Genomic DNA, 19,915 nt, shown 5'->3' with positions numbered 1-19,915 from the left:
CTCAGTTCGACGTGTAGATCGTCGCGATGTCGATCTCGTTGGTACCCGGTCGCCAGGCTCCGATCACCTGGGCGTGCCGGCCGACCTTGAGCATCGACAGGTCCGATACCGCCGGCGTGCCGTTGTACACGGCTGCCGTCGTACCGGACTGGACGTGTCCGACGACCTTCTGGCCGTGGTGGTCGAACTGCACGCCGGAGCGGCTGATCGACGTGATCCCGACGGTCAGGTTGACGATGTTGACCCAGACGGCCTCGGCGGCCAGTACTCCGTCCGGCAACAGCACGCCACGCGCGTACAGGCCGTCGCCGATCTTGGCCTGGTCGATCGTGGTCGGGCGGAGCTTCCAGACGCTCGTCACGCCGGTCAACTGGATCCGGTGCAGCCGGCCGTCGGATCCCTGTACCTGCAGGAGATCCTGGTTGCGGCCCATGATCAGGCCCTCGGCGAAGTTCGGGTCCGGCTGACCCGCGTCCGCGAACTGCTGGGACGACGCGAACGCCGTCTCCGGCGCGAGCGATCCCATCGCGGTGGCAGCGACCAGTCCGGTCGCGCCGAGAGCGGCGCGGCTGAGCAGCGAGCGGCGATCCATCGTGGTTGTCATCTCGGTTCTCCTCTCAGGCCGCGTTGATCGTCACGGGGGACAGGCCGCTGTTCAGGCTGAGGCCGAGCGCGCTGAACGCGGCCGGCGTGAAGTCGATGACCCGGTTCGAGGCGCAGTTCCCGCCGCAGCAGGTGCGCTCGCCGCAGAACAGGTCGGTCTGCGGACCGCAGTCGGCGATCGACGTGACGATCCGCTTACCGGTGCACAGACTGGTCGTGGCGTGCTGGAAGCCGCAGGTCCGCCGGGACATCCCGGTGATCCCGCAGCTGTCCGGATGGGTGATGGCGAAGCACGAGTCCGAGGTGTTCGGCCACGCGTGCTGCATGTTTCCCGAGTTACAGGTGCCGCAGGCGCCGTGCCCGGCGCTTCCACAGGGTCCCCATGCGTTCCCGCAACAGAACCATGAGGCTTCAGCAGTGATTCCGGCCATGACAGATTCCTCCTAGGCCTAGGGGCGGTAAGACCTAACAGGAACTGTTTGTACTCCGATCCGGCGGAATCTCCCAGAGCTCAGCGCGGAAATGGAAACTTTTTGCCTAGTGTTCGTGCGTGCTCAGGGTTTGACCGCGCAGCAGGAACCACGCCGCGACCGCTGTTGCCAGCAGGACGACCGCTCCCACCCCGGCGGCAGTTGCGACGCCATCGGCGAAGGATTGACGGGCCGCATCCAGCAGGGCGGCAGCGGCGTCCGGCGGCAAGTGCCCCGCGGCCTCGACGGCACCGCCGAGCGACTCGTGCGCTGCTTCCGGCGTACCGGCCGGGCTCGAGAAGCCGCGGTAGATGCCCGTGACGATCGAGCCGAGCAGCGCGATGCCAAGCGCGGCACCGAGCTCGTACGCCGTCTCGGACACCGCGCTCGCCGCCCCAGCCTGCTCCTTCGGTACGGCGGCCAGGATCACGTCAGCCGTGACGGTGAACGAGAACCCAGCTCCTGCCCCGACCACGAGCAACGCCGCACCGAGCAACGGATACCCGGTCGTTTGGCTGATCGTGGTGAGCGCAGCCAGCGCCACACCGATCGCAGCCAGACCGCCCGCGACCACCGCACGTACTGAGAACCGCCGCGCCACGCGACCCGCCAGCAGACCCGCGACGACCGCCCCGATCGCGGCCGGCAACTCCGCCAGACCGGCCTCGATCGGCCGCATGCCCTGCACCAACTGGAGGTACTGCGAGAGGAAGAAGATCAGCCCGGAAAGCCCAAGAATCGTGAGCAGATCGGCCAGCACCGCGCTGCTGAAACCACGGCTGCGGAACAGGCGCAGGTCCAGCAACGGGATCGGCAGCCGACGCTGACGCCGTACGAATCCGTAGAGCCCGGCCACGCCGATGATCAGCGCCGCGAACGCGGTCCAGCCGAAGCCGTGCGCCGCGAACTCCTTGATCGCATAGACGACACCGATCATGCCGACCATCGACAGCACGACGCTGACCAGATCCCAGGGACCCGGCGCGGGGTTGCGCGACTCGGGCAGCAGCTTCGCGCCGACGACCACCAGCACCGCCATCACCGGCAGGTTGATCAGGAAGACCGAACCCCACCAGAAGTTCTCGAGCAGTACGCCGCCGACGATCGGACCGACTGCCATCCCGGCCGACGCGGCAGCGCCCCAGATGCCGATGGCGAGGCTGCGCTCGCGCGGGTCGTGGAAGATGTTGCGGATCAGGGCGAGCGTGGCCGGCATCAACGTCGCGCCGGCGACACCGAGCAGTGCGCGGGCGACGATCATCAGCTCGGCCGAGTTTGCGTACGCGTTGAGCACGGAGATCGCGCCGAACGCCGTCGCGCCGATCAGCAGGATCTTCTTGCGTCCGATCCGGTCGCCGAGGCTGCCCATCGAGACGAGCAGTCCGGCCAGGACGAACGAGTATGCATCGCCGATCCACAGCAGTTGCGTGCCGGACGGCTGCAGCTCCTCTGTGAGGAAAGGAGTTGCGAGGCCGAGGACCGTCGCGTCGACCGCGACCAGCAGCACGGCAAGCACGAGTACGCCGAGTGCCAGCCAGCGCCCCGGCCGGGTGACCTGCTGCTTCATTGCGTACTCCGTACTGCGCCGCCGAGGAGCAACTCGGTGATGTTCGAGGTGAAGTCATTGGATGCGACCCGGCCATCGGAGACGGCCCAGGCCGCGGAGACCAGCAGTCCGTAGAGCGCCTCGCTCAACCAGATCGGGCTGAGGTCGATCCGGAACTCACCGGCCTCCTGGCCGCGCCGGAACAGCGCGACCATGCGCGCGTCCAGCCGGGCCCAGCCCTCGTGCTGCCCGTCGCCTTCGAACAACTGGTTCTCCGAGTACAGGAACGCGAGCAGGCCCGCGGCCGGCTCCAGCTCCCGCACCAACCGCCGTACTGCGTCGGCGGCCGGACCGTCATCGAGACCGGCCTTCTCCACCGCGCGCTCACACTCGGCCAGCCCCAGCTCTTCGAGCGCGCGCACGAGCGCATCCCGGCCGGCGAACTGACGGTTCAGCGTCGCACGACTGATCCCGGCCGCCCGCGCGACCTCGTCCATCGTCGCCCCGGACTTGCGCATCAGCAGTCCGGCGGCATCCCGCAGTACCCGCTCCCGATCAACAGCCATGAGACAAGAATAACCCATTTGAGACATTCATGTCTCATCTCTAGCATTGGAGTCAGTATGCGGTATACGATTCTGAGCAGCGAGGCAGTGTGTCCGGGAATAGATCGGGACCGGATATGCTTGCACCGTTTGTGGAGGGGAGTATTCCGCCACGGCAGTGTCGTCATCACGGGAGGCCCTAGCGGCCGAACCGGTGCTGCCGGCCCAAGGGAACTTGGGTGGGAGAGACCTCCGGACCGAGCTAGAGGTATGCCCACGTCCGGAGGTTCGTCATGGTCTCAGTCATGCCACCAGTGGTCTGGGTGCTCACGATCGTCGGGTTGCTCGCGATCGTCGCGTTCGACCTGATCGTGATCGCGCGCCGAAACCACACCGTGACGATCAAGGACGCGACCCGGTGGGTGCTGTTCTACGTCGGCCTCGCCGGACTCTTCGCGCTCGGGCTGTTCCTGTTCAGTCCGGGGCAGAGCGGCAGCGAGTTCGTCGCGGGCTACATCACGGAGTACAGCCTCAGTGTCGACAACCTGTTCGTGTTCGTGATCATCATGGCGCGGTTCGCCGTCCCGAGCCTGGCGCAGGACAAGGTGCTGTACATCGGCATCGTGGTCTCGATGCTGCTGCGGGCGATCTTCATCCTGGCCGGCGCGGCGGCGATCTCGGCGGCGAGCTGGGTGTTCTACATCTTCGGCGCGTTCCTGGTCTATACCGCGATCCGGCTGGCGCTCGAGGGCGAGAACGACGAGAGCGACTTCCAGGAGAACGCCGTACTGCGGGGCATGCGCAGGATCCTCCCGCTCGCGCACGACTACGACGGCGACAAGCTGACCACCCGCATCGACGGGCGCCGGCTGCTCACGCCGCTGGTGATCGTGATCGCCGCGATCGGGATGGCGAACGTGATCTTCGCGCTCGACTCGATCCCGGCGATCTTCGGCCTCACCCAGGACGCGTACATCGTGCTGACCGCCAACGCGTTCGCGCTGATGGGCCTGCGCCAGCTGTACTTCCTGATCGGCGGCCTGCTGGAGCGGATCATCTACCTGAACGTCGGCCTGTCGGTGATCCTCGCGTTCATCGGCGTCAAGCTGATCATCGAGGCGCTGCACGGCTCGCACATCGACGACATCGGCGCGATCCACCTACCGCATATCGGCATCCTGACGTCGCTCGGCTTCATCCTCGCCACGTTGTTCGTCACGACCGTGGCCAGCCTGATCAAGTCGTCGTACGACAGTCGCCGCGAAGAGGTCCGGGTCAAGATCGACGACTGACCTCAGGGGTACGGCGTACGTCCTTGAGGCGCAGGTACAACACGGGGATCGGCGTCCAGATCAGCCCGGATGCCAGCAACGCGGCGCGCAGCGACGAGCGGCCCAACGCGCCCAGCGGCGGGCCGCCGACGACCTGACCGATCGCGTTCGCCTGGGAGACCATCGAGATCACCGTCGCGCGCGAGCGGGAGTCGACGTGGCGGTTCAGCCAGGCGGACTCGATCGGGTACGCCAGGGTGCCGGCGACGGTGTTGAGCCACATCGCGGCAAGCGCGAGCCAGAGGTTCCCGAGCAGGGCGAACGAGCAGATGCCGACCACCTGCAGTATCGCCAGCGTGGCGAGGATGCCGGTGGGATGTGCGGCGGACAGGCGGTCGGGGGAGAGCCGGTTCAGCACCAGGGATGTGAACAGCGACAACAGCGTCCCGACCAGTGCGAGCACGGTGAACCAGAACGCGGGGTCCGACGTACCGAAGACCGTCGGGAAGCTGAAGTTCAGGATCTTGACCGACCACAACCGGTCGAACGCCTCGCTCGCGAGGCCGGAGATCAGGCTGATGATCACCAGCGTGCGTACGACGGGACGCCGCCGGGCCGCCTCGAGCCCGCTCTTGAACGTCTCGGCCATCTGCCGGAACGTCTCGCGCTCCTCCTTCGGGGTCCGGTGGAAGTTCTGTTCGCGCATGAAGACCCCGAGCATCAGCGCGAGCAGGATCATCCCGGCGCCGGAGATCGCCATCGGCAGCGGCAGGCTGACCAGGCCGAGCGCGCCGGCGCAGATGATCCCGACGATCCTGCCGCCGAGCTCGAACTGCTGCGCCCGGACGAACACGGGCGCGGCGCGCTCGGTGCCGATCTCGTCGGTGATCCAGGCCTGGTCGGCGCCGGAGGTGAAGGTGAAGCCGACGCCCCACAGCACCTGCGCGGCGAGGATCGCCAGGAACGCGGGCACCAGGCCCTGGAGCAGGAAGCCGGCCCCGATCAGGACGAAGCCGATGATGATCGAGAGCCGGCGGCTGTACAGGTCGGCGACGATGCCGGTGGGGATCTCGAACAGGAAGCAGGCGAGCTCGAGCGTGGTCCCGACCAGGACCATCTGCAGCGGGTTCAGGCCGGCGTCGCGGACGTAGTACACCGCGCTGAGGGTGAAGGACAGCGCGGCGAGGAACGACCAGGCGGCGTTGTAGACGTAGTACGTCCGAACAGGGTCCGCGGACCGGTAGACAGACATCGCGAAGTGCTCCCGAAAGCGTGTGCGGGCATGACGAAGCGCGACCGGCGGTCAAGCGCTTGACGTGACGCACGACGGTGGCCCGGATCGGGCCGCGGAGGTGCGCTTTCAGGAGCGGGATTGCATGTCGCTCAGGGTAGAGGAGACCCGGCGCGTCCGCCTCCGAATTAGCCGACCACGGGCGGTGATCCGGGGTACTATCGATACTGCCTGGCCCGGCCGTTCCCCCGTGATGGTCGGGTCAGGTTTTTGCTGCATTGCGTAAGTATATTCTTACGCGTAAGGTCGGGCTTACCGATTGAAGGAGTGCTGTGGCGATCGAGGTCGGCGCCGTCCTGGCGGCGGTCGCCGATGCGTCCCGGCGACGGATGGTGACGCGGCTGGCGCAGGGTCCGGCGACGACCGGGCAGCTGGCCGAGTTGTTCCCGATCAGCCGGCCGGCGGTGTCGCAGCATCTGAAGATCCTGCAGACAGCCGATGTGGTGCGGACCACTCTGGTGGGTCGCCACCGCTGGCACGAACTGAACCCCGACGCACTCCACGCAATCGCCCACTGGGCCGTCGACGTGGCCACCCGTCACGACAAGGCCCCACCCCTGCGCCGTACCCCTGGAGATGGGTCGACACCGGCCTGATGCCGTCGCGCGACGGCCGGCCGCGAACGATTCCGGCCTCCATGCCTACGAAGTCAGGTCTTGACATTTGGCCTGGCGGGCGGGTTGACTGCCATATAGTTAACAGCAGAAATAAATTGTGGATCGGTCCGGTGTCGGCGGCTCAGAGCGACCCCGGGCTTGATCGGTGTATGCCCGGATCCGATGGCTGGCCATCGGATCATTTGGCGTTTGCCGTCCGGTAGTTGCTGCGGGCAACGCTGAATACTCCTTGTTTACAAGGGATTCAGTGGCATCGGTCACCGTCCGGTATCGACCGGGCCGGGAACTCTTCCGCTCCGCAGGGGTTGTGTGTCATCCTCCGGGATAGCGAAACCCGAGATCCTATCGGATATCGGTTCCACTCCAGCGCGTGAGGGAAAGGATGCGGAGTGAGCGCAACCTTCGAGGTGAAACCGGCGCCGGCGCCCCCGGCGTCGCGGGCGGGTGAGACGGCTGCCCGGAAGCCACCGCGAACATCCCGCCGGACCCAGGCCCGGCGGAGCCTGCGGCGGCATTGGCAGCTCTATCTGCTGATCGTCGTACCGCTCGCGTACTTCGTCATCTTCAAGTACATCCCGATCGCCAACGCGGTGATCGCGTTCAAGGACTACAGCCCGGTCAAGGGCCCGTGGGGCAGCGACTGGGTCGGGTTCAAGAACTTCGAACTGTTCTTCCAGAACCCGGTGTTCTGGACCCTGGTGAAGAACACGTTCCTGCTGTCGGTCTACACCGTGCTGGCCAGCTTCCCGATCCCGATCATCCTGGCGATCGCGCTGAACGAGATCCGCAACGGCCGGTTCAAGAAGACGGTCCAGCTGGTGACGTACGCGCCGTACTTCATCTCCACCGTCGTGGTGGTCTCGATGACGATCCTGGTGCTGTCCCCGCGGCTCGGATTCGTCAACGACGCGATCGGGCTGTTCGGCGTACCGTCGGTCGACTTCCTCGGGAACCCGAACTACTTCCGCCACATCTACGTCTGGTCCGACGTCTGGCAGACCACCGGGTACTCCGCGGTGATCTACCTGGCGGCGCTGTCGGGCATCGACCCGGCGCTGCACGAGTCGGCCCGGATCGACGGCGCCAGCCGGCTGCAGCGGATCCGGAACGTCGACCTGCCGGGGATCATGCCGACCGCGGTGATCATCCTGGTGCTCGGCGTCGGCAACATCATGTCGATCGGGTTCGAGAAGGCGTTCCTGCTGCAGAACCCGCTGAACACCCAGCAGTCCGAGATCATCGCCACCTACGTCTACAAGACCGGTCTGCTGAACGCGGACTTCAGCATGGCGACCGCCATCGGGCTCTTCAACTCGGTGATCAACCTCTTCCTCCTGCTCGGCGTGAACTTCGTCGCCAAGCGCATCACCGGAAACGGACTTTGGTCATGAGCATCACGTTGCAAGGCTTCCGGCGTACGGCGCCCCGCCCGGAGAGCTCGAAGCGGACCGCGATCGAGGAGACCCGCACCGACAAGATCTTCCTGGTCGGCGTGAAGGTCATGCTCTGGCTGGCGCTGATCATCGTCGCCGTCCCGCTGATCTACATCGTCGCGAACTCGTTCAGCAGCCCGTCGGCGGTGAGTGCCGGCCGGGTGCTGTTCTGGCCGATCGAGCCGAGTATCCGCGCGTACAAGGAGGCCTTCAGCGATCCGCTGATCATGAAGGGCTACCTGAACTCGTTCATCTACGCGATCGGCGGGACGCTGATCAGCGTCACGCTGACGATCGCGATCGCGTACCCGCTGTCCCGCCGGACGTTCTTCGGCCGGAACGTGATCATGAGCGTGCTGATCTTCACGATGCTGTTCTCCGGCGGCCTGATCCCGACGTACCTGGTGGTCCAGGACCTCGGGATGCTGAACACCCGCTGGGCGATGGTGATCCCGAGCGCGATCGGGGTCTGGCAGGTGATCATCGCCCGGACGTTCTTCCGGTCGACGATCCCGGACGAGCTGTACGAGGCGGCCACCATCGACGGGGCCAGCGACCTGCGGTTCCTGTGGTCGATCGTGCTGCCGCTGTCCAAGCCGGTGATCGCGGTGATCGCGCTGATGTACGCGATCTTCCAGTGGAACAGCTACTTCGATGCCCTGATCTACCTCAAGGACCCCGGTCTGTACCCGCTGCAGATCGTGCTCCGCAACGTGCTGATCCTGAACACCCTCACCGGATCCACCACCACGACGAACCTGGCCCAGCAGCTCGAACAGCAGCAGCTGGCCAACGTCCTCAAGTACGCGCTCATCGTCATCTCGAGCCTGCCCGTACTGATCATCTACCCGTTCGTCGCCCGCCACTTCACCAAGGGCGTAATGGTCGGCGCGGTCAAGGGCTGAGCCAAGAGGCTCGACCCACTTCAGAGAGGAACACAGCAATGCGCTCATCCGTGAGCAAGGTCGTCGCGCTGGCCGCCGCCGGCGCGCTCGTCCTGGCGGCGTGCAGTTCGGACAAAACGTCCAAGGGAGCGGCGAACGAGACCTCGTCCGACGGCAAGACCGTCATCGACACGTTCACGCCGTCGGACTCCAGCACCAACCTGACCACCAACGCGGTCACCAAGATCATGAGCGACAAGTTCAAGATCCAGTTCCGCTGGCAGACCACGACGTACGACGCCGGGCCGGCCAAGGAGAAGCGGCAGATCGCGCTCGCCAGTGGCGACTACCCGGATCTGTTCTTCCTGATCCCGTGGGTCGACGCGTTCACCCAGGCCGAGGTGCTCAAGCTCGGCCAGCAGGGCGTCGCGGTGCCGCTCGAGGACCTGATCAAGGAGAACGCGCCGAACATCCAGAAGGTGCTCGACTCCAACAAGGAGTACAAGGAGATGGCGACCGCGCCCGACGGTCACATCTACGCGCTGCCGCAGTGGGCCGACTGCTTCCACTGCACCTACCCGGACAAGCTGTGGATCAACAGCGCCTGGCTGAAGAAGCTCGGCCTGGCGGTGCCGAAGACCACCGACGATCTGCGTAACGTGCTCGAGGCGTTCAAGACCAAGGACCCGAACGGCAACGGCAAGGCCGACGAGATCCCGATGACCACCGACGTCCAGGACAGCAGCCTGATCGCGTACCTGATGAACGCGTTCGCGTACGACCCGGTCGGCGCCAACAACGGCGTACGGTCGCTGCTCACGCTGCAGGGCGACAAGGTCGTCACGCCGGTGACCTCGGACCAGTGGAAGGAAGGCCTGAAGTACATCCACGGCCTCTACAAGGACGGCCTGATCGACCAGGCGGCATTCACCCAGAACGCGCAGGCACTGCAGGCCCAGGGCAACGACCCGAAGGCGGTCAAGCTCGGATCGGTGCCGGTGCTGTGGCCGGGCATCTTCGTCCAGCTCGACTCCAAGGACGGCCGCGACAAGCAGTACGACTCGGTGCCACCGCTGACCGGTCCCGAGGGCAAGAGCTACACCGGGTACAACCACCCGACCTCGACCGGCTACACGTTCATGCTGACCAACAAGGCCAGCAAGGAGGCCCAGGTCGCGGCGATCAAGATGCTGGACTGGATCTACAGCGACGAAGGCCAGATGATCACCAACATGGGCCCGGAAGGTGTCGGCTGGACGAAGCCCGCCGCCGGTGACATCGCCCTCGACGCGAGCACCAAGCCGCTGTACAAGCCGGTGCAGAACGCGCCGAAGAACATCAGCTGGGGCGCGCTCGGCCAGTACAACAACACCTTGGCCTTCCGGAATGCGCAGGTCACGCCGAAGGACATCTACAGCGGCGCCGGCCTCGAGCGGCGGCTGTGGGACGCGACCAAGCAGTACGAGGGACATGTCGACAAGGCGCAGTGGTTCCCGCAGGCGTTCATGTGGCCGGACCCGAGCCTGAGCGGCGAGATCGCCACGCTGCAGACCAACCTGGACACGTACGTCAACCAGAACCAGCTGGCGTTCATCACCGGTTCGAAGAACATCGACACCGACTGGGACGCGTACGTGAAGGGTCTCGAGAGCACCGGCATGCCGCGGTACCTGGAGATCAACCAGCAGGCCTACGACAAGTACAAGTCCGGGAGCAAGTAACACCTCATGTCGCACGAACTGTGGTTCCGCACCCCTGCACCGGACTGGTTCGAGGCGTTGCCGGTAGGCAACGGGCATCTCGGCGGGAAGGTGTTCGGCCGGGTCGGCGAGGAGCGGATCGCGCTCAACCTCGACGACGTCTGGTCGGGCGACGGTCCGCGCACGTTGACCGTGCCGGACGGCCCGGCGGTGCTGGCCGACGTACGACGGTTGTTGCTGCAGGAAGGCGATCGGCTGGCGGCCACCGAGCGGACCCGGGCGTTGCAGGGTCCGTTGGTGGAGTCGTACCAGCCGCTCGCCGACCTGGTGATCCAGTCGGCGGGTTCGGCGACCGACTACCGGCGCAGTCTGGATCTGCGGACCGGGATCGTCGGTGTGGAATACACAGTGGATGAGACCCGGTTCCGGCGTGAGACGTTCGTGTCCACGCCGGACCAGCTGATGGTCTGGACGATCACGGCCGACCGGCCGGGTGCTGTCGATCTCGAACTGTCGTTGGAGAGTCAGCACCCGGTCCGGCCGGAAGTTGCCGATGGCACCTATGGCGTGGTCGGGCATGCGCCGTCGGATCTGACGATCGAGTACCGGGAGAGTCCGGATCCGATCCGGTACGAAGAAGGGCGTGGCATCGGGTTCGGTGTCGCTCTCCGTGTGCTGGCCGACGGCGGCACCGTCGATCCCTCCGCTGCCGGTGTCGCCGTACGCGGCGCCGACAGCGTGACGGTGCTGCTGTCAGCTGCGAGCACATTCGCCGGCTGGTCGGTGCCGCCGGGGCGGGATCCTCTCGTGGCGCTGCGGTCTGCGGTCGAGGTGCTGGATTCGGTTGCTGTGGACAAGCTTCGGGAGCGGCACGTCGAGGACCACGCGGCGTTGTACGACCGGGCTTCGCTTTCGTTGGGTGCGGCAAGTGACTTGCCGACCGACGAGCGGATCAAGGCGGTAGCTGCCGGGGGCAACGATCCGGACCTGGTCGCGTTGACGTTCAACGTCGGTCGGTACCTGTTGATGGCGTCCTCCCGCCCCGGGACGCAGGCGGCCAACCTGCAAGGCATCTGGAACCACGACCGCCGGCCGATGTGGGCCAGCGACTGGACCAACAACATCAACACCCAGATGAACTACTGGCCGGCCGACCTGACCGGCCTGCACGAGTGCTTCGACCCGCTGACGGATCTGCTCGAAGGACTGGCTGTTTCGGGTGCCGACACCGCTCGGATCTTGTACGACGCACCGGGGTGGGTGTCGCATCACAACTCGGACCTGTGGTGTGCGACCTGGCCGGTCGGCGCCGGTGGTGACGATCCCGTGTGGTCGATGTGTGCGACCTGTGGGGTGTGGTTGACCGCGCATCTGATGGAGCACTACCGATTCACGTTGGACGTGGACTTCCTGCGCGACCGTGCGTATCCGTTGATTGCGGGTGCGGCGGAGTTCGTGCTGTCGATGCTCGTCGAGGACGGTGACGGGGTGCTGCAGTTCATCCCGTCGACTGCGCCGGAGCATCATTTCATCTTGCCGTCGGGTGCGAAGGCGTCGGTTGATCTGACGTCTACCTATGACATCTGGTTGATCCGCGAGCTGTTCTCGAACCTGGTCGAGGCTTCTGAGGTTCTGGGGCTCGAGTCCGCGGTGGCTGCGCGTGCTGCGGCGGCGCGTGATCGGTTGCCTTCGGTGCGGGTGACGCCGGAGGGGCGGCTGTACGAGTGGCCGACCGACTGGCCGCCGTCCGAGCCGCAGCACCGGCATCAGTCGCATCTCTACGGCTTGTATCCGGGAGCGGAGATCGACCCGACGCGTACGCCGGAATGGGCCGCGGCTGCTCGTGCCTCGTTGGACCTGCGGACCGATGGTGCTGTGAACGGTGGTTGGACTGCGGCCTGGTTGGTCGCGTTGTGGGCACGACTGTTCGAGCCCTCGAAGGCTGCTGCGGTGATCCAGGACTACTTGAGCCGGCTGGTGTCGGACAACCTCCTGCATCGCGACGGCGACATCTTCCAGATCGACGCGAACTTCGGCATGACCGGCTGCATCCCGGAGCTGTTCCTGCAGAGCCACACCGACGTGATCCGCGTCCTGCCGGCGCTGCCTGCTGAATGGCCGGACGGGTCGTTCCACGGTCTGCGGGCGCGCGGCGGTCTGTCGTTCGACGTGACGTGGCGGAACGGCGTACTGACCGAGGCCGTCGTACGCGCGTCGCATGCGGGCACGCACCGGGTCGCGCTGCCGGACGGGGAGCGGACGGTGGAGCTCGCGGCCGGCCAACAGGTGGACCTGGTTAGGTCTGCCTAACCTTGGTTGTTGTAGGCTCAACGTCCGTGAAGAAGCTGATAGGCATCGTCGTGTCGGCCGCCGTACTGCTCGTCGCGGGTTGCGGTAGTGGCGACACCAAGAGTGCGGACACCGGGGTCGGGGACAAGGACGTGGCGACCGGTGGGCGGCTGTTCAGCACCGCCGACACCGAGACCGCGAAACTCGGCTCGGACGCGGCGCCTGGTGCGTTCCCGCGGACCGTGAAGGGCGCGCTCGGCTCCGTGCAGATCCCGGCCAAGCCGACGCGGGTCGTCGTACTGGACAGCGGCGAGCTGGACGACGTACTGGCGCTGGGCATCACGCCGGTCGGCATGGCCACGACCGCGGGGCAGAACGGCGTACCGTCGTACCTCGCCGACAAGGCGCAGGGGATCAAGACGGTCGGCGGTATCAGCGAACTGAACCTGGAGGCGATCGCGGCGCTGAAGCCGGACCTGATCCTCGGCAGCAAGCTGCGCGCGAACGACCTGTACGACAAGCTCAGCGCGATCGCGCCGACGGTGTTCAGCATCCGGCCCGGGTTCCCGTGGAAGGAGAACTTCCTGCTGGTCGCGGACGCGCTCGGCGAGGAGGACAAGGCCACCGGAATCCTGAACGACTACCAGAAGCGCGCCAACGACGTGAAGTCCAAGGTGCAGGGTACGCCGACGATCTCGCTGGTGCGGTTCCGGCCGGGGGAGATCCGGCTGTACGGCAACCTGTCGTTCATCGGCGTCATCCTGAAGGACATCGGCCTGCCGCGGCCGAAGATCCAGGACGTGCAGGATCTCGCGGTCGAGGTCTCCCAGGAGAACATCGGCAAGGCCGCCGGCGACTGGATCTTCTACTCCAGCTACGGCAAGCCCGACACCACCGACGAGAACAAGGTTGTCAACAGCAACCTATGGAAGTCCCTGGCCGCCGTGAAGGCAGGCAAGTCCGCCCGCGTCGACGACGAGGTCTGGTTCCTCGGCCTGGGCCCACTAGGCGCCATGGACGTCCTCTCTGACCTAGAAAAACTCCTCGGCCCGAAGGGTTAGTAACCCCCGCACGCTACGCAGGCGCTTTCTTCGCCGAGTAGATTCAGTCGTCCTTCACAGGCAGCAGGTTGCGTTCGGTGAAGACTTTTTTGGCGATGGTGATTGCGTTGAGGGCGCGGGGGAAGCCGGCGTAGCCGGCGGCGTGGGTGAAGGTTTCGACGATCTCGGTGGGCGTCAGGCCGACGTTCAGCGACGTGCGGATGTGGACCTCCAGCTGCGGTTCGCAGCCGCCGAGTGCGGTCAGGATGCCCAACGTGACTAGCTGACGCTGCTTGGGATCGAGCCCGGGCCGCGAATAGATGTCGCCGAAGCCGAACGCGACGATGTGGTGAGCCAGCGCCGGCGCGATGTCCGCAAGGCTCTCCATCACGGCGGGCGCGGAGCCGCCGTCGACCGCGTTCAGCACCTCCAGCCCTCGCTGGTAGCGGATCTGCTCGTCGGGACTGTTGATGTCAGGAGCCGTCATACCCCGACGCTAGCCCGCGACCGGCCGACGCCGCGGCCAGCAGGCTCAGTACCGGCGTCGTCCGCGTTGGTACGGCGTGAAGCCGGCGGGCTCCTCGTTGCCGACCCAGTCGCCGTCCTCGAGGCGGCGCAGGCTGGTCTCCAGCTCAAGAGACAGCCAACCGGCGAGCTGCGGATGGCTGGAGTGTTGCCACAGGCCGAAGGGGCCGCGCAGGGTCTCCAGATAGTCGACCAGCTCGCGGATCCGGCGGTCCTCCGGAGAAACGCCGCAGCGAGACGCGAGGTCGAGCAGGAAGGCAAGGTCGAAGGTCGCGTAGAACGTGATCTGCCCCATCGCCCGTTCGAGCCCGACAAGCCGTGATACCTCCCAACCGATGGTCGACGCATCCCGGCTCTCGCGGGCGAGTAGGTGGTCGACGCCGGTACGTGCGACCTCGGATCGCCGTCGCTCGGGATGCATCGCCAAGCAGGCGACAGCGCCGGTCGTCGCCGAACGGCAACCAAGCCCGCGCGGCAGCCGTCGATACTCCTTCTCCGGCGGCGCCGGTCGCCCCGCCTGCCCGAGGTCAGCTTTCGGACCGGCCGGCCACGATCCGTCGTTGAGGCGGACACCGAGGAGCCAGTCGTAAGCACGCTCGGCGCGAGGATCCGTCGCGAACCCGGCGGCGGCGATCCCGCGCAGCGGTACGACGGTATGCATCGTGACGAAGCGAGCCCCTTCGATCGGCCCAGGAACCGACCACGAGCCGTCAGGCCGTTGATGCTGAAAGATCGTCTCCACTGCAACCGCCATCGCAGGCCCGCGGTACCCGAGATAGGCCAGCCGACACAGCAGATAGCCTGCTTCATAAGGCCGAGCGTCGGCCAGCTCCGCGACTAGCGCATCGATCTCAGGGCTTCGATCAATCTCGGCACGCCATGCGACGACCTCCGCGTCCTGATCGTCGGCGCCCTCGAGCTCGCGGGCGGCCCGCCACCGCAAGGACGGGGACGGGTCTCCGAGCAGCAGGGTGCCGATGCTCATCGCAGTACCTCCAGGAGATGAGGCGCTGTCAGCGTGCCGGCGATCGCGTCGGGCGGGCCTTCGAAGACGATCCGGCCGCCGTCCGGTCCCGCGCCCGGTCCGAGTTCGATGAGCCAGTCGCAGGCGGCGAGGAAGGCCGGATCGTGCTCGACGACCAGCACGCTGTTGCCGGCAGCAACGAGCGTGTCGAGCGTTCGGACGAGTACTGCGACGTCCGTGGATTGGAGGCCGACGGTCGGCTCGTCGAGCACGTACAGGGCGGTTGCCTTCGTTTTGCGGGCGAACTCCTTCGCGAGCTTGAGCCGCTGCGCTTCGCCGCCCGACAGGCTCCAGCCCGGTTGCCGCAGTACGAGGTAGCCGAGTCCGAGTTCGGCGGCGGCGCCGCCAACCCGGCGTACGGCGTCAACGTCGCCGTACTCGTCGACCAGTTCGGTGATGGTGAGGGCGTCGATGTCGGCGAGACTCCGGCCCCGGTCGAGCAGAGCGGCGGCCTCGTGGCGGTACCCGGATCCGCCGCAGGGATCGCAGGTCTGGCGAACCGACGGCAGGAACGACATGTCCTGCTGCCACACCCCTTTGCCCTTGCAGGCATCGCAGTTGTAGGTCAGGTCCTTGATCGTGATGCCCTGTTCCATGGCTGCCTCGCTCGCGGCGAACTCCTTCCGGACCGCGCCGATCAGCCCGAGGAACATGCCCGGAGACGTGATCTCCGCGCGGGACTGGTCGGCCACAACCGTTCGCTCGGGCGCGCCGGAGATCGTGTCGTGGTCGCCGGGCCGGACGCGGACCACGCCGCGGCCAGGGATGTTGGTCTTCGGTTGGGCCAGACCGAGCGCGATGGTGTCGACGACGAGCGAAGACTTCCCCGACCCCGACACCCCACAGACCCCGACCAGTACGCCGAGCGGCACGCGAGCGTCGAGTCCGTCGAGGTTGTTCTCGCGCGCCCCGGTCACCTTCATCCAACCTGTCGGCTCCCGGCGGCGGTCGCGATGCGCCACCGGAACCTGTCCGTCCAGAACCGCCCGCGTCACCGACTGCGGGCTGTCCGGACCGACCACGCGACCGCCGGCCGGCCCAGCACCGGGACCGATCTCGATCACGTCGTCGGCCGCGCGGATGACGATCGGGTCGTGCTCGACGGCGATGACAGTGTTGCCGGCGGCCCGCAAATCGGTCAGCGTCCGGGCGAGAGCGGTCACCTCCGACGGATGCAGACCCCTGGAGGGCTCGTCCAGCAGTACCGTCATGCCGACGAGTCCGTCGCCGAGCACCGACGCCAGCTTGACCCGTTGCGCCTCGCCGGCCGACAGGGTCCAGGTGCTCCGGTTCAGCTGGAGGTAGCCCAGCCCGACGGCACGGAGGAAGCCGAGCCGCCGCAGCGCGATGGTCCGGGCATCTGCCGCCTGCGGATCGTCTGGCACGTCCATCGAGGTCAGTACGGTCTCCAGGTCGGCGAGCGAGGCTGCAAAGAACTCGTCCCGCGCGAGTCCCTGGAGACGGATCGTCAGGTACGGCGGACGCAGCCGCCGGCCACCGCACTCCCGACACGGAAAGGCCTGCGAATACTGGCCGCCGACGTCGTTCGATGCCCAGTGGTTCAGCCCCTCCCACGACCCGTCGCCGTACAGGACAGCCTGTCGGGCATCCTCGTCCAACTCCGCCCAAGGAGCGCGATTCAGGTCGAAACCGTAGCGCTCGGCCAGCAACTGAATCGGTGACCCGAGGCCTGCGCGGAACCAGGACAGCCCGGCGCTTGCGCGGAACCAGTTCAGGGCGCCGCCGAAGACGCCGTCGGCGATGGGCGCGTCCGGGTGCACGATCAGCTTGGCGAAATCGAACTCGTGCTCGACGCCGAGGCCGAGGCACTGCGGACAGATCGACATCGGCGAGCCCACGAGGTGGCGCGGCTCGATCGGTACTGCGCTGGTCCCGCAGTCGCTGCAGCTCCACGGCGCCTCCGGCTTCGGCGACGTCCGTCGTACCGTCTCGTGACCGCAGGCAAGGCAGGTGCGGACACCGGCCCTTGCGATGATCACGGCGAGCAGGCGGTCGAGGTCGGTGGACCGGCCAACGGTCACCCGGTCGGCATCCCAGACGTAGAAGCCCGGACCGCTCCCGTCGAAGCTCAGGCTGGACGGATCGATACTCATCGTCGGGCCCAGACCGGTCAATGAGTCGACGGGAGCCTCCGGCCCTTCACGGACCGACTGCCGCTCGTAGACGGACAAGCACTCGAGCAACCGCCTGGTCGCCTCCGACTCGAGAACGTCGTGGACCAGCGACGACTTGCCCGAACCCGACACACCGGTGACGACGGTGAACCGGTCCTTCGCGAAGTCGACGTCGATTCCCTGCAGATTGTGAGCGCGGGCGCCGCGCACGCGGATCGCGTTGCTGGACCGGCGGTCGGTGCGCGGCTTGCTGCGAGGTTGCACCGGCGGCTGCTTGTCGACGACGGGCGGTCCGCAGTGCTGGAGACGCCCGCCATCGGGACCGCCGCCCGGGCCAAGGTCGATGCGCCAGTCGGCGGCGGCGATCACGTCGGGCTGGTGTTCCACGACGACCACCGTGCAACCGCTGCCCGTCAGCCGGTCGAGTACTGCGAGCAACCGATCGAGATCGCCGGGATGCAGGCCTGTCGTCGGCTCGTCGAGCAGTATCAGGTCGCCGGACCGCGCCTTGGCCACCTCGCGGGCGAGCCGTACGCGTTGGGCTTCCCCACCGGACAGACTCGGAGACGGTTGCCCGAGCGTCAGATAGCCCAGCCCGACCTCCTGCAGAGGCTGCAGGATACGGCTCACCGACGAATGGTCGGCGAACACCTCGATGGCCTCGTCGACGCTCAGGGCCAACACATCGGCGATCGACCTTCCCGTCCAGGTCGCCTCAAGGACCTCGGGGCGGTATCGCCGGCCGTCGCAGGTCTCGCAGGGGATCCAGATCGGCGCCAGATAGCTCAGGCCGATCGCCACCGATCCCATGCCCTCGCAGGCCGGACAGGCGCCCTCGGCCCGGTTGAAGGTGAAGTCCGATGCGGACCGTCCGGTCTCGCTCGCGAAGACGTCGCGGATCCGGTCGAGCACTTTGGTGTACGTCGCCGGGTTCGACCGCGGGTTGTTGCCCAGCGGGGCTTGATCGACCGCGCGAGCACGTGTCGCCGGCGCGTCGAACGTCGTACATCCGACCGGGGCATGTTCGCGCAGGGACGCCAGCAAGACCTGCTGGCTCAGGGTGGTCTTGCCTGCGCCGGATGGACCGGTGATCACGGTCAGCGATCCGAGTGGGATCTCGCAGTCGACCGCGTGGAGGTTGCGTAGGTTCGCGCCGGTGATGCGGATCCGGTCGTTGGATAGCGGGCGTTGCGCTCGGGGGCGGCGTACGCCGGCGGAGAAGCCGATGCCGGATGCCGTGCCGGCGCGCCAGAGGTCCGCGGGCGGGCCTTGGAACACCAGTCGTCCTCCGCCATCTCCACCGCCGGGCCCGATCTCCACGACCTCGTCGGCCATCGCGACGGCCAGCGGGTCATGTTCGACCATCAACACCGGTCCGGGTAGGGCGGCGATGACGTCGAGCAGTCGGCTGAGATCGCTGTGGTGCAACCCGATCGTCGGCTCGTCGAGGACGTGCAGGAGGTCTTCGAGGCGCCCAGACAGTACGACGGCGAGCCGGGTACGTTGCGCCTCACCGCGCGAGAGGGTCGGCATCGATCGGTCGAGGGCGAGGTACCCGAGGCCTAGCTCCTGCAGCGGACGCAGGCGTCTGAGCAACTCGTCCTGGATGCGCCTCGCGGACGACCCGAGTGGGAGTTGCTCAATGAAGTCGAGGACCTCGGTCACCGATCGACCTGTCAGCTCCTGGAGTGTGACGCCGGCTATGCGGTGTGACGAGGTGTCGTTGTCGCCCCGGAAGGCTGACGGTGCGAGCGGGCGGACCCAGGCGCCGCACTGCGGGCAGATCGGTGCCCGGAGTACGGGTGTGCCTCCGAGCAGCACCTCGGGTTTGCCCAGCGCGTCGGCTCGTTCCAAGGTTGCGCGGACCTCGGCTGCGGACATGCCGGGGTGAAGGGTGGCGACTCGTACGACGACGTCGTGGGGGAGCGCTGGATCGAGGCGCTTCGTTGACTTCGCCGGCCTGGGGCGACCGTCGACGGTGACGTGGTCGAACCGTCCTCGGATGCCGGCGAGCAGACGCGCGTGACTTCCGATCAGCCCGCGCACGATCGCGACGTCGACGTCGACGTCGAGACTCTCGTCGCGGGCGAGCAGGTCCAGGGCGGTGGTGAGACGCTCCTCGGCGGAGATCGCCCGCACCGGCACGTGGCAGTGCGGGCACTCGACCTCGGCAAACCGCGAGTACAAGATCCGCAAGAACGGATGCAGCCCGACGGAGGTCGCGACCGTCGAGGCCGGATTCCGATTGAGCACGTTCTGTGCGACCGCTACCGCCGGCCCCAGCCCGTCGATCCGCCGGACCCGCGCGGCCGGAACCCGCGCTCCGTTGCCACCAAGCGCCAACGATTCAAGAAACCGCCGCCGAGCCTCGGCATAAACCACGTCGAACGCCAGCGACGACTTCCCCGACCCCGAAACCCCAACAACAGCCGTCAGCCCCGCCCCGAAAGCCACATCAACATCACGCAGATTGTGCTCAGCCGCCCCAACCACGTCGAGAATCCGCCCGCGCTCATGCCCCGGACCAGGAGCTGGCCCGACG

At 66.9% G+C, this 19,915-nt stretch carries 15 protein-coding genes; 7 read left to right on the top strand and 8 right to left on the bottom strand.

Annotated elements, in window-relative coordinates:
• Position 1 precedes the first annotated feature (1 nt).
• The 4 genes from ACFWUU_RS03915 to ACFWUU_RS03900 form a co-directional block, all read right to left on the bottom strand.
• Positions 2 to 604, bottom strand: coding sequence for a cell wall protein (locus ACFWUU_RS03915; RefSeq protein ID WP_380172469.1), 603 nt, complete (start codon positions 602 to 604; stop codon positions 2 to 4).
• Between the two features lie 13 nt (positions 605 to 617).
• Positions 618 to 929, bottom strand: a complete 312-nt coding sequence (locus ACFWUU_RS03910) for a septal ring lytic transglycosylase RlpA family protein (protein WP_233714619.1) — start codon at positions 927 to 929, stop codon at positions 618 to 620.
• A gap of 211 nt (positions 930 to 1,140) precedes the next feature.
• A complete protein-coding gene (locus tag ACFWUU_RS03905; RefSeq protein ID WP_380172466.1) occupies positions 1,141 to 2,640 on the bottom strand; it encodes an MFS transporter in 1,500 nt (499 codons plus the stop codon).
• Positions 2,637 to 3,185, bottom strand: a complete 549-nt coding sequence (locus ACFWUU_RS03900; RefSeq protein ID WP_380172464.1) for a TetR/AcrR family transcriptional regulator — start codon at positions 3,183 to 3,185, stop codon at positions 2,637 to 2,639. Before ACFWUU_RS03900 ends, ACFWUU_RS03905 begins: the two co-directional genes overlap by 4 nt.
• A gap of 284 nt (positions 3,186 to 3,469) precedes the next feature.
• On the opposite strand from ACFWUU_RS03900, the gene ACFWUU_RS03895 reads away from it, so the two are divergent.
• Positions 3,470 to 4,456 (top strand): TerC/Alx family metal homeostasis membrane protein, encoded by a 987-nt coding sequence (locus tag ACFWUU_RS03895; protein WP_380172462.1) that lies wholly within the window; start codon positions 3,470 to 3,472, stop codon positions 4,454 to 4,456.
• On the opposite strand, the gene ACFWUU_RS03890 is transcribed toward ACFWUU_RS03895, so the two are convergent.
• Positions 4,440 to 5,687: an MFS transporter gene (locus tag ACFWUU_RS03890; RefSeq protein WP_380172460.1), complete on the bottom strand. Its 1,248-nt coding sequence runs from the start codon at positions 5,685 to 5,687 to the stop codon at positions 4,440 to 4,442. The genes ACFWUU_RS03895 and ACFWUU_RS03890 overlap by 17 nt on opposite strands.
• Before the next feature lie 311 nt (positions 5,688 to 5,998).
• On the opposite strand from ACFWUU_RS03890, the gene ACFWUU_RS03885 reads away from it, so the two are divergent.
• From ACFWUU_RS03885 to ACFWUU_RS03860, 6 genes are all read left to right on the top strand, one after another.
• Entirely contained in the window at positions 5,999 to 6,322 is a 324-nt protein-coding gene (locus ACFWUU_RS03885) for an ArsR/SmtB family transcription factor (RefSeq protein ID WP_380172458.1), read from the top strand.
• A gap of 410 nt (positions 6,323 to 6,732) precedes the next feature.
• Positions 6,733 to 7,734 carry a sugar ABC transporter permease gene (locus ACFWUU_RS03880; RefSeq protein ID WP_137253733.1) on the top strand — a complete coding sequence of 334 codons (1,002 nt, stop codon included), beginning with the start codon at positions 6,733 to 6,735 and terminating at the stop codon, positions 7,732 to 7,734.
• Positions 7,731 to 8,681 carry a carbohydrate ABC transporter permease gene (locus tag ACFWUU_RS03875; RefSeq protein ID WP_137253734.1) on the top strand — a complete coding sequence of 317 codons (951 nt, stop codon included), beginning with the start codon at positions 7,731 to 7,733 and terminating at the stop codon, positions 8,679 to 8,681. Before ACFWUU_RS03880 ends, ACFWUU_RS03875 begins: the two co-directional genes overlap by 4 nt.
• 38 nt (positions 8,682 to 8,719) lie before the next feature.
• Complete coding sequence (locus ACFWUU_RS03870) at positions 8,720 to 10,381, top strand: ABC transporter substrate-binding protein (protein ID WP_380172456.1); 1,662 nt, start codon at positions 8,720 to 8,722, stop codon at positions 10,379 to 10,381.
• 6 nt (positions 10,382 to 10,387) lie between these two features.
• Entirely contained in the window at positions 10,388 to 12,670 is a 2,283-nt protein-coding gene (locus ACFWUU_RS03865) for a glycoside hydrolase N-terminal domain-containing protein (protein WP_380172454.1), read from the top strand.
• Between the two features lie 26 nt (positions 12,671 to 12,696).
• Positions 12,697 to 13,710, top strand: coding sequence for an ABC transporter substrate-binding protein (locus ACFWUU_RS03860; RefSeq protein WP_380172452.1), 1,014 nt, complete (start codon positions 12,697 to 12,699; stop codon positions 13,708 to 13,710).
• 43 nt (positions 13,711 to 13,753) lie between these two features.
• On the opposite strand, the gene ACFWUU_RS03855 is transcribed toward ACFWUU_RS03860, so the two are convergent.
• The 3 genes from ACFWUU_RS03855 to ACFWUU_RS03845 are packed head-to-tail and all read right to left on the bottom strand — an operon-like array spanning position 13,754 to position 19,827.
• Entirely contained in the window at positions 13,754 to 14,176 is a 423-nt protein-coding gene (locus ACFWUU_RS03855; protein WP_380172450.1) for a carboxymuconolactone decarboxylase family protein, read from the bottom strand.
• A gap of 45 nt (positions 14,177 to 14,221) precedes the next feature.
• Entirely contained in the window at positions 14,222 to 15,199 is a 978-nt protein-coding gene (locus tag ACFWUU_RS03850) for a hypothetical protein (protein WP_380172448.1), read from the bottom strand.
• Entirely contained in the window at positions 15,196 to 19,827 is a 4,632-nt protein-coding gene (locus tag ACFWUU_RS03845) for a hypothetical protein (protein WP_380172447.1), read from the bottom strand. Before ACFWUU_RS03845 ends, ACFWUU_RS03850 begins: the two co-directional genes overlap by 4 nt.
• Positions 19,828 to 19,915 lie beyond the last annotated feature (88 nt).

This window comes from Kribbella sp. NPDC058693 (genome assembly GCF_042715335.1).
GTDB lineage: Bacteria > Actinomycetota > Actinomycetes > Propionibacteriales > Kribbellaceae > Kribbella > Kribbella jiaozuonensis.
The sequence above is the reverse complement of the archived record's forward strand: the minus strand, read 5'-3'. Positions and strand labels throughout refer to the sequence as shown.

Coding starts and splice junctions, on each gene's coding strand:
- ACFWUU_RS03915 (WP_380172469.1), bottom strand. CDS start 604: ATGACAACCACGATGGATCGCCGCTCGCTGCTCAGCCGCGCCGCTCTC.
- ACFWUU_RS03910 (WP_233714619.1), bottom strand. CDS start 929: ATGCAGCACGCGTGGCCGAACACCTCGGACTCGTGCTTCGCCATCACC.
- ACFWUU_RS03905 (WP_380172466.1), bottom strand. CDS start 2,640: ATGAAGCAGCAGGTCACCCGGCCGGGGCGCTGGCTGGCACTCGGCGTA.
- ACFWUU_RS03900 (WP_380172464.1), bottom strand. CDS start 3,185: ATGGCTGTTGATCGGGAGCGGGTACTGCGGGATGCCGCCGGACTGCTG.
- ACFWUU_RS03895 (WP_380172462.1), top strand. CDS start 3,470: ATGCCACCAGTGGTCTGGGTGCTCACGATCGTCGGGTTGCTCGCGATC.
- ACFWUU_RS03890 (WP_380172460.1), bottom strand. CDS start 5,687: ATGTCTGTCTACCGGTCCGCGGACCCTGTTCGGACGTACTACGTCTAC.
- ACFWUU_RS03875 (WP_137253734.1), top strand. CDS start 7,731: ATGAGCATCACGTTGCAAGGCTTCCGGCGTACGGCGCCCCGCCCGGAG.
- ACFWUU_RS03870 (WP_380172456.1), top strand. CDS start 8,720: ATGCGCTCATCCGTGAGCAAGGTCGTCGCGCTGGCCGCCGCCGGCGCG.
- ACFWUU_RS03865 (WP_380172454.1), top strand. CDS start 10,388: ATGTCGCACGAACTGTGGTTCCGCACCCCTGCACCGGACTGGTTCGAG.
- ACFWUU_RS03855 (WP_380172450.1), bottom strand. CDS start 14,176: ATGACGGCTCCTGACATCAACAGTCCCGACGAGCAGATCCGCTACCAG.
- ACFWUU_RS03850 (WP_380172448.1), bottom strand. CDS start 15,199: ATGAGCATCGGCACCCTGCTGCTCGGAGACCCGTCCCCGTCCTTGCGG.